Annotated in this window: 13 protein-coding genes and 1 riboswitch; of the genes, 9 read left to right on the forward strand and 4 right to left on the reverse strand. The window is 55.4% G+C overall.

What is annotated here, in order from left to right; all coding sequences use genetic code 11:
- The first annotated feature begins 360 nt into the window (after window positions 1–360).
- The 4 genes from PV407_RS20055 to ltrA all read left to right on the forward strand — a co-directional run bounded on the left by PV407_RS20055 (window position 361) and on the right by ltrA (window position 5,728).
- The gene (locus tag PV407_RS20055) at window positions 361–1,659 is read left to right on the forward strand and encodes an ABC transporter substrate-binding protein (RefSeq protein ID WP_332091765.1); all 1,299 of its coding nucleotides are present in this window, start codon (window positions 361–363) and stop codon (window positions 1,657–1,659) included.
- A gap of 48 nt (window positions 1,660–1,707) precedes the next feature.
- Window positions 1,708–2,541 carry an AraC family transcriptional regulator gene (locus tag PV407_RS20060; RefSeq protein WP_332091766.1) on the forward strand — a complete coding sequence of 278 codons (834 nt, stop codon included), beginning with the start codon at window positions 1,708–1,710 and terminating at the stop codon, window positions 2,539–2,541.
- A gap of 98 nt (window positions 2,542–2,639) precedes the next feature.
- On the forward strand, window positions 2,640–3,872 hold the full coding sequence (locus PV407_RS20065; RefSeq protein ID WP_332091767.1) for an MFS transporter: 1,233 nt from the start codon (window positions 2,640–2,642) through the stop codon (window positions 3,870–3,872).
- 464 nt (window positions 3,873–4,336) lie between these two features.
- Window positions 4,337–5,728 (forward strand): group II intron reverse transcriptase/maturase, encoded by a 1,392-nt coding sequence (gene ltrA / locus PV407_RS20070; RefSeq protein ID WP_332091768.1) that lies wholly within the window; start codon window positions 4,337–4,339, stop codon window positions 5,726–5,728.
- A 120-nt stretch (window positions 5,729–5,848) separates the two neighbouring features.
- Here the strand turns inward: ltrA and PV407_RS20075 are convergent, their stop codons facing one another.
- Window positions 5,849–6,166 (reverse strand): hypothetical protein, encoded by a 318-nt coding sequence (locus PV407_RS20075; RefSeq protein ID WP_332091769.1) that lies wholly within the window; start codon window positions 6,164–6,166, stop codon window positions 5,849–5,851.
- Window positions 6,167–6,281: 115 nt separating this feature from the next.
- On the opposite strand from PV407_RS20075, the gene PV407_RS20080 reads away from it, so the two are divergent.
- Window positions 6,282–6,458: a hypothetical protein gene (locus PV407_RS20080; RefSeq protein ID WP_332091770.1), complete on the forward strand. Its 177-nt coding sequence runs from the start codon at window positions 6,282–6,284 to the stop codon at window positions 6,456–6,458.
- Between the two features lie 201 nt (window positions 6,459–6,659).
- Here the strand turns inward: PV407_RS20080 and ribD are convergent, their stop codons facing one another.
- From ribD to PV407_RS20095, 3 genes are all read right to left on the reverse strand, one after another.
- A complete protein-coding gene (ribD, locus tag PV407_RS20085; protein WP_332091771.1) occupies window positions 6,660–7,850 on the reverse strand; it encodes a bifunctional diaminohydroxyphosphoribosylaminopyrimidine deaminase/5-amino-6-(5-phosphoribosylamino)uracil reductase RibD in 1,191 nt (396 codons plus the stop codon).
- A gap of 14 nt (window positions 7,851–7,864) precedes the next feature.
- Window positions 7,865–8,623, reverse strand: coding sequence for a GTP cyclohydrolase II (locus PV407_RS20090; RefSeq protein ID WP_332091772.1), 759 nt, complete (start codon window positions 8,621–8,623; stop codon window positions 7,865–7,867).
- Window positions 8,624–8,727: 104 nt separating this feature from the next.
- Complete coding sequence (locus PV407_RS20095; protein WP_332091773.1) at window positions 8,728–10,071, reverse strand: pyridoxal phosphate-dependent aminotransferase; 1,344 nt, start codon at window positions 10,069–10,071, stop codon at window positions 8,728–8,730.
- 323 nt (window positions 10,072–10,394) lie between these two features.
- A riboswitch (cyclic di-GMP riboswitch) is annotated at window positions 10,395–10,489 on the reverse strand.
- Window positions 10,490–10,646: 157 nt separating this feature from the next.
- Here PV407_RS20095 and PV407_RS20100 point away from each other — a divergent pair.
- From PV407_RS20100 to PV407_RS20115, 4 genes are all read left to right on the forward strand, one after another.
- Window positions 10,647–11,174, forward strand: a complete 528-nt coding sequence (locus PV407_RS20100; RefSeq protein WP_332091774.1) for a GNAT family N-acetyltransferase — start codon at window positions 10,647–10,649, stop codon at window positions 11,172–11,174.
- Window positions 11,175–11,300: 126 nt separating this feature from the next.
- A complete protein-coding gene (locus PV407_RS20105; RefSeq protein WP_332091775.1) occupies window positions 11,301–12,299 on the forward strand; it encodes a LacI family DNA-binding transcriptional regulator in 999 nt (332 codons plus the stop codon).
- Window positions 12,300–12,360: 61 nt separating this feature from the next.
- A complete protein-coding gene (locus tag PV407_RS20110) occupies window positions 12,361–12,528 on the forward strand; it encodes a hypothetical protein (RefSeq protein ID WP_332091776.1) in 168 nt (55 codons plus the stop codon).
- Complete coding sequence (locus PV407_RS20115) at window positions 12,522–13,859, forward strand: ABC transporter substrate-binding protein (RefSeq protein WP_332091777.1); 1,338 nt, start codon at window positions 12,522–12,524, stop codon at window positions 13,857–13,859. The genes PV407_RS20110 and PV407_RS20115 overlap by 7 nt, the downstream gene beginning before the upstream one ends.
- Window positions 13,860–13,864: the final 5 nt, after the last annotated feature.

Below are 13,864 nucleotides of genomic sequence, written 5' to 3' on the forward strand. Positions count from 1 at the left end.
AAAGGGCTGAAAAGTTTGCTTTCTCGTTATCTGGAACTTTGTTAACCTTTTGGAAACGCCTAGTGCGGACCCGCATGCTAGGTGTTGTGAGAGGACGGGGGTTAGCCGCCCCCTCCTACTCGATTGCTTCCGCAAGCCGCCGACGATCTGAGAATAATCCGGTTTTTTCGAAACTGGAGTTCATTTACTTTGACGGGGCGGGGACGTATATTCAGTTTACGATCGGCCGAATTTTTAAAAAAAGGATGCGCGAACAGTAGCGGCGGACTATCCGGCGCTGGACGGAATGCCGCGGGTTAACCGGTTACCCGGTATCCGACGGGCAAGTTCGAGATGACCATTTCAATGGGGGGGAGTACAATGAAGGTGTACGGGAAAATCGGGCGGCTGTCGCTCGGCGCATTGTTGACGGCGTTTTCGTTAAGCGGCTGCGGCGGCGGTAAAGACGGGGGCGGCGGATCGGGCGGGGAAACGGCGGCCGCGCCCGTGACGCTTACTTTTTTCGACAAGGCGAACATGACGGAGCCGTTTTTCAAATCGAATGTGGCCGATCCGGTTCGCGCCAAATATCCGCACATCACGATCACGTATATCAAAAACGAGAAGGGCACGACGCTCGAGGAGCTGCTGGCGGCCGGAACCGTTCCCGACATCATTTACAGCGGCTTCGGCGACATGCAGCATTTTCAAAAGCTCGATCTGCCTGCCGATTTGACGCCGCTGATGAAAAAGCACGGCTTCGATCCGGGAAAGCTCGACGCTTCGGCCATCGAAACGGTGAAAGCGTATTCGGACAAGGGCGAGCTGCTCGCGCTGCCGGGAAGCTTCAACGGAGCGGCGCTGTATTACAACAAAGATTTGTTCGACAAGTTCGGCGTCGCTTATCCGAAGGACGGCATGACCTGGGAGCAGACGCTCGAGCTGGCCAAAAAGCTGACGCGGACCGACGGCGGCGTTCAATACCGGGGCTTCCACGCCAACTACGCTTACCTGCTGCAGTACAATCAGCTGTCATTGCCGCTCGTCGATCCGAAGACGGATAAGGCGCTCGTCGGCAGCGATTCGTGGAAACGGTGGTTCGGGACGATGAAAGCGTTTCACGAGATCGAGGGCAACCAGGTGAACGAGAAAACGGTCGACGCGGAGCGGGATTTGTTTTTGACGGATAAGACGGTCGCGATGCGGGCCGGCCAGTTTTTTTTCGCCGCCATAACGCCGACCGGCATGAATTGGGATATGGTATCGCTCCCGACGTTTCCGGAAGCGCCGGGGACGGGCATACAGCTCAACTCGCCGTTTTTCGTCATCGCGAAATCGAGCAAGCATCCGGATCCGGCTTTTCAGGCGCTCGCCGTCGCGCTGTCCGAGGAGGTGCAGCTGAGCAATACGAAAGGCGGAAGGGCGTCCATCCTGAATCTCCCCGAAATCAAAAAGCAGTTCGGCGCGGAGTCCGTCGATTTGAAAGGGAAAAACACGCAGGGCGTCATCAATCAGAAAATCGCCAAAACGAGACCGATTTCCAAGTACGATTCGATCGCGAACGGCGTCATGACCGCCAGGCTCAAAGACGTTTTGACCGGCAAAAGCGACGTCAACACGGCGCTAAGGCAGGCGGAAGAAGAAATAACGAAAAAAATCGCGGAAGAGAAGGCGAAATGACGTCGGTCGCGCCGCGCTTCCGTCGAGCGGTAAGGGAGCTGGAGCAGCGTGGATTACGAATTTTTGTCCGGATTCCATCCGAAAATCATTAACGTCCTGGTGCGCGACCCCGCCTTTTGGGAGGCGGAGCGGTACGTTCGCAAAAACGATGTCACCCAGCTTCACGTTCTCGCGTACGTTTACGGCGGCGAAGGGACGCTCGAGCTCGACGACTTCTCGGGCGCCTTGCATGCGGGATGCATCTTTCAAATTTATCCCGGGAGGCGCATGTGCATAACGAGCTCCCGGGAGCGGCCTTTGTCGTTCTACTCGATCCACTTCCAGTACGGGATCGTTCGCTGGGACGGTATGGAGGGCAGCTTCCGAAGCTCCGCGGCCGGGCCGCTCCCGTTCCCCGATCTGCTGCGGGCCGAGGACGGCTTCGACCTGCAGGACGCTTTCGCTCGCGTGTTTCGCACGTGGAACGAGATGAAGGTCGGATACGAATGGTATGCCAAAACGGCGCTCATGACCGTTTTGGCCAAGCTGAGCTCCGCGTTGTCGTCGCCGGACGGCGCCGAAGACGATTCGAAGCGGCAAATCGCCGCCTCGATCGCCTATATCCGCGACCATTACAAGGAGCCGCTGCAGCGGGGCGATTTGGCGGCCGTGGCCGCCCTGTCGCCGGGCTACTTCAACGTCATGTTCAAACGGCATACCGGCTACACCCCCGTCGAGTACATTACGAAGGTGCGCATCGACAAAGCGAAGCAAATGCTGCACGGGAGCCGCATGCCGGTTCAAAAGATCGCCCAAGAGGTCGGCTACGCCGATTCGTACTATTTTTCCCGGGTGTTCAAGCAGGAGGTCGGACTTACTCCGCGCGAATACCGGAAAGCTTAGCCGAGCGGAACGTTATATCCAAATTCGGTATTGACGGCGAACCGCACTGTCGTGCTATAATCGCACAATCATTCGTTCGCCCGAACCCGGATAAGGAGATGACCCGCTTGGCCCGAAACGCCGCTCCGGCAGCAACGGCTTCGTCCGCTGCCGTTACCGTATTTCCGATCTTGTTCGCCATCAGCATCGTCCATTTGCTCAACGATACGATGCAGTCGACCGTGTCGGCGCTGTTTCCGATATTGAAAGACTCGCTGCAATTGTCGTACAAGCAGATCGGGTTTATCGCCTTCGCCATGAACATGACGGCCTCGATTTTGCAGCCGATCGTCGGCACGTACGCGGATATACGCCCGCGGCCGTACATTTTGCCGATCGGGGTATGCTTTACGCTGGCCGGCGTCGTGGCGCTCGCGCTCGCCCCGAATTTCGCGCTCATCGTGCTGGCCGTCGTCGCCATGGGCATCGGCTCGGCCGTCTTTCACCCCGAATCGTCCCGGGTCGCCTACTTGGCCGCCGGCGGCAAGCGGGGGCTCGCCCAATCGATTTTCCAGGTCGGCGGCAATATCGGCAGCTCGCTCGGACCGATCATGACGGCGGTGCTGTTCGTCCAGGTCGGCCAGCTCGGCGTCATTTGGTTCGCGTTCGCGGCCGTCGCCGGCATCGCGATCCAATATTACGTGGCGGGCTGGTACAAACGGCAGCCTGTCGAGCCGCGCTCGCCCGCCAAGCGCGCCGGCGGAGCGGGACAGCGTCTCGGGACGCTGACGCGCTTCCAAGTGACGGCCGCCATCGTCATTCTCGTGTTTCTCGTTTTCTCGAAGCATGTGTATATGTCCAGCATTACGAGCTTTTACTCGTTTTATTTGATCCACGACTACGGCGTTACGGTCGAGCATGCGCAGTGGTTTTTGTTCGCTTTTCTCGCCGCCTCGGCGGCCGGAACGTTTTTCGGCGGGCCGCTGGCGGACCGGTACGGCCGACGCAACATCATTTGGCTGTCGATCCTCGGGACCGCGCCGTTTTCCATCCTGCTGCCGTACGCCAGCCTGTTCTGGTCGGGCGTGCTGTGCGTCTGCGCCGGCTTCGTGCTGTCGTCGGCGTTTTCGATCATCGTCGTGTACGCGCAGGAGCTGCTGCCGGGCAACGTCGGGCTCGTCTCCGGGCTGTTTTTCGGCCTCGCGTTCGGCCTCGGCGGCCTCGGCTCGGTCGTGCTCGGCTGGGTTGCCGACGCGACCAGCATCGCCTTCATGATGAAGCTGTGCGCCTATTTGCCGCTGCTCGGCCTGCTCGCCGTGCTGCTGCCGAAGGACCGGCAGGCGGCGGCTTGAGCCGGATCGAATATTATATGCGAAAGGCGCAGCCCGAGCGGCTGCGCCTTCTTGTTGTACGCCCAGCATGGGCGTCATCTTTAGGGTGTAAGTCCTGAACGGGGGCTGGCGAGCGCCTACCGTTAGCTAAGGGCAAGGGTGTCTGTCGTGAGGCAGAATCTGAAGGAAGCCGGAGGCAAATGCACGGGCCAAGGTACACGAACCCAATTTGAGGCAATGTCAGTCGGATGAGTTGCCAATACACAACAAAATCCAAAGCCGCCAAGGGCTGGCGTTGTAAACTTGGGTGGTCGCGGGCAGAAAGATGACGTTCTTATCTGGGGAGGCCTGCAGGGTACGCGAAGTGTTTTCGTAACCGCGGTTGAGAAGCCGCGCTGAATCTGCAGGAGTCAGCAGAGGCCATAGTACGGAAGTACGGGACGCCGGAAACCGGAAGGGCCGAACCGAAAGGAGAGAGGAAACCGATGCGTTCGCGTGAAGAGCATAGACAGCCGAATATCTCGCAAGAGAGCTCACAGCAGAGAGAAGCGGTGAAGCCGTCAGGGTATGCTGGAGCGCCGAGTTCTTCACCGGCACAAGTCGCCCCTTCCTCTCGCGAAGTGAAGAACGACTTGCTAGAGAAGATGCTCGAAGGAGAAAACCTTCGGCTCGCATACAAGCGAGTGGTCCAAAACGGAGGAGCACCCGGTGTGGACGGTGTAACGGTAGCCGAGCTACAAGCTTACTTGAAAACCCACTGGGAACAGGTGAAAACCGACCTCCTGATGGGAACCTACAGACCCATGCCAGTCAAACGGGTGGAAATCCCCAAACCTGGAGGCGGCGTGCGGCTGCTCGGCATCCCGACGGTGATGGACCGATTTCTTCAGCAGGCTCTTCTGCAAGTGATGAATCCGATTTTCGACGCACATTTCTCGTGGTACAGCTACGGCTTTCGCCCGGGAAAACGGGCACACGATGCCGTGAAGCAGGCGCAGAGGTATATCCAGAGCGGCCTCAGGTGGGTCGTGGATATGGACCTGGAGAAGTTCTTTGACCGGGTGAACCACGACATGCTGATGGCGAGAGTAGCGCGGAAAGTACAGGACAAGCGTGTCCTTAAACTGATCCGCTCCTACCTGAATGCCGGAGTCATGTCGCACGGAGCGCTGGGGCGAACGGAGGAAGGAACGCCGCAGGGCGGTCCGTTAAGTCCGCTGCTGGGGAACATCCTGTTGGATGATCTGGATAAGGAATTGACAAAACGAGGACTGCGGTTTGTCCGCTACGCGGACGACAGCAACATCTTTGTCGCCAGCAAACGTGCCGGAGAACGCGTCATGGAATCGGTGATTCGCTTTGTGGAAGGAAAGCTGAAACTGAAAGTGAACCGGGACAAGAGTGCCGTGGATCGGCCATGGAACCGTAAGTTCCTTGGCTTCAGTTTCCTGTCGAACAAACAGGCGACGATTCGGCTGGCCCCGAAGACGATTTCTCGTTTCAAAGAGAAAATACGGGAACTGACGAACCGAACCAAACCTGTTCCGATGGAAGAACGGATCCGCCGCTTAAACCAGTACATGCTGGGCTGGATAGGATATTTCCGTCTAGCCTCGGCGAAGAAACATTGCCAATCCTTCGACCAGTGGATTCGGAGAAGACTCAGGATGTGCCTATGGAAACAATGGAAACGGGTACGTACACGTCTCCGCGAACTGCGTGCGCTAGGCGTTCCGGAGTGGGCCGCCCGAATGATGGCCAACTCTCGCCGAGGTCCGTGGGAAATGTCCCGGAACATAAATAACGCCCTTCCAACTCCCTATTGGGAAGTGAAAGGGCTGAAAAGTTTGCTTTCTCGTTATCTGGAACTTTGTTAACCTTTTGGAAACGCCTAGTGCGGACCCGCATGCTAGGTGTTGTGAGAGGACGGGGGTTAGCCGCCCCCTCCTACTCGATTACCGGGAAAACATACCCAAATGAAACTCCGCTGCTTGTCCTTAACGTATACGTGCGTTGGCATAATCGATGATGACGATCTCATTTTCCTCCGATAAACGAACGTTCCCCATCTTCGGTTTTATGCCGTCCCGTGAGATGACATCGGAAAGTTTCACGCCGTATTGACGAAACTTGTCACTCATGACCTTCGTTTTTTTATAATATTCATCCTTGCGTGGAGCCTTTCGATCCATCTTCTTCATTACGACCCAGCCTTCTCCGTAATCAGCGATTTTGCAAAGATGGTTTTTCAGCTCGGAAGGGACGCTGTGGTATAAGTTGACTTCGTTTCGATTGCGCTGTATGCCTTTCCTCATCCTGGCCACTTTTAGCACATAACCGTTATCCAGATCATAGACGATTCTGCATCCAACGGGGCGAATAACGGATTTCGATTACAGGAACATTAAATGCGGGAAGGAAGGAGGGCAAATGAAAACAAAAAATGAAATTAACGAATGTATTGGGGAGTGCGAACGAGCATTTACGAATCTCCGCAATGCTTTGGCACAGGTTCCGGACGGTCCGGGAAAAATCGTATTGGGAAATGCCGCCGATAATTTAGGTGCGTGCATTCAGGAGTGCCGCAATGCGCTGAATCAAATGTAAATTCAGTGTGGACGCCACGACCAGGCGTCTTTTTGCGCATTGGGTATGCCCCACGGGGTCCCGATGCCCGGACAAGAGGCTGGGGGACAGGTGCGGATTCGGCCCGTTCCACAGCCGCTTGCACCGATCCCACATCTCACGGTATAGAGGAAAAGCAAACCCATTGCTCCGAGGAGAATGTGCTTGCTTTTCCGGGATCCGTTAACGCTGCATGATTGGATCGTGGAAGATCCGCTCCATCGCATTCATTCCGGCAAAGTCCCCGGAATCATGACAAACGGCTTCATGACGGGAAGAGCGGTTTGCCGGATATGCGGTTATGCAAAGATCATCTCCCGCCTTTCGGATGGAGTGAATATGAACGTCCAAGGCGTCATCCATTTTTTCGACATCGGCACCGCCGAAAGGAGTCAGGGAATTCCTTCCTCCCAGAAGCTTCGGAGCGATGTAGATCACCCATTTGTCTATCAGACCGGCGCGAAGAAGAGAGCCGTTTATTTCGCTTCCCCCTTCCACCAACAGATCGGTGATCCCCTTTTCGTACAATAGGTCTGCCAAAGCGCGAAGGTCGAGTCCGTCCCGCCCTTCCGGAACAAACAGGATTTCGATCCCTCTCTGCCTTAACTCGTGCGCTTTGGCCGAATCGGCCCCTTCCTTCGCCGCGACCCATGTTTTCGCTTCGGTGCAATCGGCCACATGCGCGCTGACGGGCAGCCGCAAGTGCGAATCCAGTATAACGCGGACGGGATGCTTCCGATTGTCCGGCAATCGGGCGGTGAGCCGGGGATTATCCGCCAAAACCGTTCCGATTCCGACCAGTATCGCGTCGACTTCGCTTCGCAACCGATGGACCTCACAGCGCGCCTGCTCGCCCGTTATCCATTGCGAATGACCGGTTTGCGCAGCCAGTTTGCCGTCGAGAGTCATCGCCACCTTGGAAATAATGAACGGCCGCCGTTGCGTCATATTCAGCACAAAACGTTCATTGAGCCGTTCAGCCTCCGCCTTCATTACCCCTACCTCCACTTCGATCCCATGCCGCCTCAATATTTGAAATCCGCGCCCGGCCACAAGAGGATTCGGATCCTCCATGGCCGCAACTACGCGACGGACTCCAGAGCCGCAAATAAGCTCTGCGCAGGGCGGCGTTTTCCCGTAATGGGAGCACGGTTCCAGCGTAACATACAAGGTAGCGTCTTTGGCATGCTCGCCGGCCATGCGGAAGGCGTGTACCTCGGCGTGGGGTTCACCCGCCTTTCGATGGACTCCCGTGCCGACAATTTGTCCTTCTTTGACCAAAACGGCGCCGACAACGGGATTCGGCGATGTTTTTCCTTTGCAGGTTGCCGCCAGATCGAGTGCGATCTTCATAAAAGGCTCGTCCGTCTTCATTCCCGTTACCCCCCTCACGATCCGTGATCCAGGCTTTGCATCTGTATGCCGGGGGGGAGATGGCCCGATTTGGCAATTTTGGTTGCCAAATAACGTCTATTGTATTTGGACGGCTTTCCCCAAATCGGGTAATGATCGTTGGTGGACAGCCCTTGTTCTTGCAACGATTGCAATTTTTTAGGATTGTTCGTAATCAGGGTCACGGGCTTGGGCCGCAAGTAGCGAAGCACCCGTATCGCTTCGTCATAGGAGCGGTGATCGTCCGAAAACCCTAGTGCGACATTGGCTTCCACCGTATCGTACCCTTCTTCTTGAAGCACGTACGTCAAAGATTTGGCGAATAAACCAATTCCGCGTCCTTCGTGGTCGGCCAGATAGAACAGGGCACCGCTTCCGTTGTTCACCATCATGGACATGGAACGCCGCAATTGAAAGCCGCAATCGCACCGCTTGCTGCCGAATATATCTCCCGTATGGCAAATACTGTGCATCCGAACGAGCGTTTGCTCCGCGTTGGCGAAATCGCCGTAGACTAATACGGAGGATTGCTGATAGGACGCGAGATTCATCTGGGGAAGCACGGCGAGAAGATCTTCTTTTTGCAGCATGCTTTTCTCGATCTTTAACCATGCGTACCACTGGAACATTATTTCCCGATCGTCCAATTGAACGGGAAGTCGAACCGGACCGACCAGGCCGATATCCGGGCGCCCCGGTTCCCTAAGAATGGTCAGCTTGTCCGCCAACACGCTTCTGACTAGTCGTTTCATCATTGAATGTTCCGCTCCTTTATGAAGGAAAAGGAAGCAAGCGTTCCATTTTCGTCTCCTCCATGGATATGAGAATATCTCCGCAATCGGTTCCGGGGTACTAAGAGCTACGACATGACCAACGGGCGGAATTCCTGTTTTTGAAGCGGCTCGAACAATGCCGCCTTGCCGGGAAACCGATCGGACTGGCAGTAATGGAGGCCGGCGACCTGCCAGCGCCGCAGAAACTCGTCGATCACGTCGTAATGGCTGCCCAGATGAAGGCGCACATACGGCGCAGGCGCAGCCTGATTGAAGAGCGATGCGCATAAAAGCGTACCCGTGGCATAAAACAAGTCGTCGCGGAACAGGTCGATGCCGTTTTCGAGCGCTTGATATACTTTCGGCACCTCGAATAGCATGTAGGAGGTCGAGGGACCGACGCAAACGCTCTCGTTCGGCCAGCCCATTGCCTCGACCAGCTTTTGTCGCACGCGCTCCTTCTGGCGGGTGTAGAACATCCCGGTTTCCAATGTCCATTCGGCGGCTTCCCGGGTTGCAAGCCATGCGCACATCACTTCGGCGTTGTGAGTGTTGCAGTGGTACCGGTTTATCCACGACTCCCGGGCCAACCGGCGCAGCAGCATGGGCGAAGTTGTAATCGCGGCGACACCCATCGTGTTGCAGCTGAACTGTTTGCCGAAAGGTCGGGTCGCCATCCATCTCTCGAACATTCCGGATTGCACGATAGGGTTATCGCCTTCATTCTCGTCAAACAGATTCAATACGCTTTTCAAGGTGTTGACCACCGGAACACGCGGGTCGTGGACGTTGTAATAGGCGTCGTCGATCAGCAAATATCCCGATTCCTCCGCGCAAAGCCGGAGCAAATAGGCGGTTGCATCCGTCGGCCATTGCATTCCGGTCGGGTTGTGCTGCGGATTGCTCACCGCAATACCGATATGGACGTCGCGGCGCTGTCTGAGCTCCTGGACGACCGAGTCCCACTCGTTCAGATCGGGGAGCCATCCGTGTTTGGGACGAATCGGAAGATAGACGATGTCAAATCCGACATCCTTGAAAATCCCCCTGTAGTCCCACGACGGAGTAGGCACAAGCGCGACCGGTTTTTTGCCGGGATGCAGCTCCCGGGAATGGCGGATCGCGATTTTGGCCAGATCGTACATCGCCATTCTCGTGGTCATCGCCAGGCATCCGACATCGATGTCAAGCCCATTGCCGGCCCGGCGGTCTTCAAGCTCGTGTTCACTGATAATCAGATTACGCATGAACGTACGATGCCGCTGAATTCCGTAGCCGCACTCGGCATATCCCATCATCTCGCGCGTGAAGGTAAACTTGTTGAGAAATTCCAGGAAGCGGGGACTTACGCCGTTCCAATGCTCGCCTTTGACGGCGTAAAGAACCGGTCCGTGAGGCGATCCCGCTTTGACATACTCGTCGTAAAGCACTTGCTCCGGCGAACATTTGCGAAGCTCGTCAGACTCGTTGGCGAGATGATCGGCCGCTCCCGCGATATGGCTCCGAAGATGCGACGGCTGTACGCTTGCATGAATTTTCATATGAATATCCCTCCCTTGTTTTAGGCCAGGCCGTCGCCTGGCGGCTTGTCCGGAAAACGGATTTTCCCGGCTGCTTGTTCCTCCTCCGTATTATGGCGTTTTTAACGCGAGCGGCGCATCCCCCCTTTCAATGTCTTGGCAGAAAACGCAAAAAGCCTCCGTCCACTTTAATAAATCCATAAATAGAAAGATAGACGGAGGCTTCCGTCGTATTCGGCAGCTGGCTGGCATCGCGGCGGCAGATCGGCCCGCTTTAGCCCCTGTAGCTTTGCGTCGCCACTTTTCAGTGGGTTTGCTATTATCGTACGAAGTATTCAATTGTCAATCTATTCAGAATATACTACGTTTTCCATTGAGAATCGATAGGTCTTGTGTTTTATATTTCTGAGAGTTATTGTAAAATATAATTTTCGTTGCTCCGGTATGGTTAAGAACTGAAATTTACGTTCGGGAGGAAAAGTCCGATGGGAAACGAGCTGCGACTTGTAAGGCCGTCCGCCGAATACCGCGACGCTTACCTATCGTTTTATAACGAATGGCTGGGGAGCGGGGAAAAGATGGTGCCGTGGGTGATCGCAAGAGACCCGTCCGATTTCGCGGCGATGCTCGACTATTTGTTTTCGCAGGACAGCGAGGAAAAGCTCGACGACCCGAATTGGGTGCCGCATTCGACGTACTGGCTGATCGACGGGAGGAACGAAGTCGCGGGCGTAACGAACATTCGCCATCGGCTGAACCGGAAGCTGCTGAACAGCGGCGGGCATATCGGCTACGGCATTCGTCCGTCCGCGCGGCGGAAAGGGTACGCGACCGCTCTGCTTGCGCTTGCGCTGCAAAAGGCGAGGGAACTCGGCATTTCCGACGTTCTCGTCTGCTGCGACCGGAACAACGTCGGCTCGGAAAAAACGATATTGAAAAACGGGGGCGTATTCGAGTCGGAATATACGGAGGAGGACGGCGGCGCCGTCAAACGGTTTTGGATCGGTCCATAAGGCGCAGGAGAAAATACAAACAAACGTGTGAGTATATTTATGCCTTTATATTAAGCAATGGATTGATTATTACGCAAACGTGTGCTATTTTGAAATTGTACAGAAGCTGCGGAGGCTTGGAAAACGATGGTTACTATCAAAGATATTGCGAGAGCCGCAGGCGTCACGCATTCGACCGTATCCCGCGCTCTCAACAACGAAGCCGGCGTCAGCGAGAAGATGAGGCAAAAAATCGCCGATATCGCGAGGCAGATGAACTATGTTCCGAATGTGGCGGCCAAACGGCTGATTCGTAAAAAAACGAATTATATCGGTCTTATTTGGCCGAGAATGGAAGGGCTTTTCTTTTACAATTTGAGTCTGGCGTTGCATAAAGAGGGCAAAAAACGAGGCTACGATGTCATCATGACGATGGCCGATCCGGTAGAAGCGCTTCGCAGCTTCAATCAGTTGATGGTCGATTACGTCGTCTATTGGACCGGCTTCATCGACTGGGTCCCTTCGTTCGACTTTATCAAGGAGGCGGAACGATTCGACGGAAAAATGATTTTGCTTGGCGGAGGAAAGATGGAAGGGGCTCATTCGATCGAAATCAACCGAAGAGGCGGGATATACGAAGCCGTACGCTATTTGGCGGAACTAGGGCACCGTTCGATCGGGTTTGTCGGTTACCCGTCATTGGACAAATTCAACGGCTATATGCAAGGGATCACGGAATTCGGGCTGAATTACCGTCCGGATTTCATTGTCAATTCGACCGAATCTTCGAAGGAACAGGCATTCGAAGCGTTCATCGACAAGTCGGACAGGCCGTCCGCGCTAGTCGTCGATTGCCAAGGTACGCTCGTCTGGCTTAACCGGCTGTTGAAGCGGCATCGCTTGCACATTCCGGACGATATGTCGCTCATCGTTTACGATGACGTACCGGAGATGGAGATGTTCGATATTCCGCCCACGACGGTCGGTCCTTCGATCGATCGGCTTGTCGACCGCTCGCTGGAACTGCTGCTTCCGGGCGCTGCTACGGAACGGGCGGATGGGGACGAAGACGGAGCATGGACGCACGAAACGATGGAGCCGACTTTGACGGTGCGCCAATCGACCCGCGAAATCCATAACGGATAAGAGGGAAGTCGATAACGGCCATGGCCGTCTTTTCAGCCGGTCGGAAATCGATTGCTACCGTATGGAAGCGGTTGCAGAACAATTGACGCGCTTTGCCGCGAAAGGGGGGATGCCCGGCATTCAATACGATGATGACTGGCTGTCTTCAATCGAAAACGCGAACACCATGCAGGCGGAAAGTGATATTGCAATTCGCCACTTCGGAACGAACGGAGGACGACTATGTTGAACAGAAAGGTATCGGCCATAGCTGCCGGAACTGCGCTGATCGCGCTGCTGTCTTCTTGCGGAGGAAGCTCGGGCGGCAACGCCGGCGACGCGAACCCGAAAGAGGCCGGACCGGCGCCATCCAAGATCGATACGGACAAGCCGCTTGAAATCGTGTTTCATACGAACAGCGGCGATTCGGAAGAAGCCTTTAACGATTTGTACGGAAACGCACTGCGAAAAAAGTTCCCGAATTGGACGATCCGGTATGTTCAGTCCAAAGCGGGACAGACGCTTCCCGAGCTTCTTGCCCAAGGGCAGCAAATCGACGTGCTGTACGCATCCGCTCCGTACTTTTTCCAGCTCGTAACAAACGTCAATATGCAGTACGACATGACGGAGCTGGCCAAGACGCGGCAAGTCGATTTAACCAAATTCGAGCCGACGTTAATCGACGGTATCCGTTCGTCCGGCGACGGCAAGCTGTACGGATTGCCGATCACGAACATGAATCAGGTGTTGTTTTATAACAAAGGGATATTCAACCAATTCGGCGTGCCGTATCCGAAAGACGGGATGACTTGGGACGATGCGCTGGAGCTGGCGAAAAAAGTAACCCGGCGCGAAGGCGACCGGCAATACATCGGCTTGGCGGCTTCGCCGGCCCACATACTTGGTTCGAACCAGCTGTCCAAGCCCTATACCGATCCGGTCACGGATAAGCCGACGTTTCAGGACGACGCCTGGAAGCAGTTGATTCGGACATTGTTTCTTGCCCCGGCCGAAGACGAAGGATATAAGGCGAGGGCGACCGAGCTGAAGCGGATTCCGTACCGGCTGGAGCTGACGAACTCGCAGGAGCTGGCGATGTTTGTATTCAATTCGCAATTTCCGTTCATCGTGCCGAAAGATATGGAAAAAATCGAGTGGGACCTCGTCTCGCTGCCGACGTTCAAGGAAAAGCCGAAAGTGGGCTCTCAGGCGGCGCCGGTCGTGATGGGCGTTACGAGCTCGGCCAAAAACAAAGAAGCGGCAATGGAGGCGATCGCGTATTTGACCGGCGCCGACATCCAAATGTCGTACTCGAAGAAAGGCATCATGCCCGTCATCGACGAGGCTGCGGTCAAAAAAGCTTATGGTTCGGAATCCGCCTTCAAGGACAAAAACTGGCAAGCCGTCTTCTACAACGAATTCGCGCCGATGGCCAAAAAATCGAAGTACCAACTGCTTGTCGAAGGCAAGCTGACCCCGAATATCGTCGACGTTGTAACCGGCAAAACCGACCTGAATACGGCGCTCCGCAAATCGGCGGAAGAAGCTGAGAAAGCGATCGCCGAGGAAAAGCAAAAATAATTTCA

This window comes from Paenibacillus sp. GYB003 (assembly GCF_036577625.1).
Taxonomy (GTDB): domain Bacteria; phylum Bacillota; class Bacilli; order Paenibacillales; family NBRC-103111; genus Paenibacillus_AB.

Excerpts from the sequence above, each read along its gene's own strand:
- PV407_RS20075 (WP_332091769.1), bottom strand. The coding sequence starts at position 6,166 with ATGAGGAAAGGCATACAGCGCAATCGAAACGAAGTCAACTTATACCAC.
- ribD (WP_332091771.1), bottom strand. The coding sequence starts at position 7,850 with ATGAAGACGGACGAGCCTTTTATGAAGATCGCACTCGATCTGGCGGCA.
- PV407_RS20055 (WP_332091765.1), top strand. The coding sequence starts at position 361 with ATGAAGGTGTACGGGAAAATCGGGCGGCTGTCGCTCGGCGCATTGTTG.
- PV407_RS20105 (WP_332091775.1), top strand. The coding sequence starts at position 11,301 with ATGGTTACTATCAAAGATATTGCGAGAGCCGCAGGCGTCACGCATTCG.
- PV407_RS20110 (WP_332091776.1), top strand. The coding sequence starts at position 12,361 with ATGGAAGCGGTTGCAGAACAATTGACGCGCTTTGCCGCGAAAGGGGGG.
- ltrA (WP_332091768.1), top strand. The coding sequence starts at position 4,337 with ATGCGTTCGCGTGAAGAGCATAGACAGCCGAATATCTCGCAAGAGAGC.
- PV407_RS20100 (WP_332091774.1), top strand. The coding sequence starts at position 10,647 with ATGGGAAACGAGCTGCGACTTGTAAGGCCGTCCGCCGAATACCGCGAC.
- PV407_RS20115 (WP_332091777.1), top strand. The coding sequence starts at position 12,522 with ATGTTGAACAGAAAGGTATCGGCCATAGCTGCCGGAACTGCGCTGATC.
- PV407_RS20065 (WP_332091767.1), top strand. The coding sequence starts at position 2,640 with ATGACCCGCTTGGCCCGAAACGCCGCTCCGGCAGCAACGGCTTCGTCC.
- PV407_RS20090 (WP_332091772.1), bottom strand. The coding sequence starts at position 8,623 with ATGATGAAACGACTAGTCAGAAGCGTGTTGGCGGACAAGCTGACCATT.
- PV407_RS20080 (WP_332091770.1), top strand. The coding sequence starts at position 6,282 with ATGAAAACAAAAAATGAAATTAACGAATGTATTGGGGAGTGCGAACGA.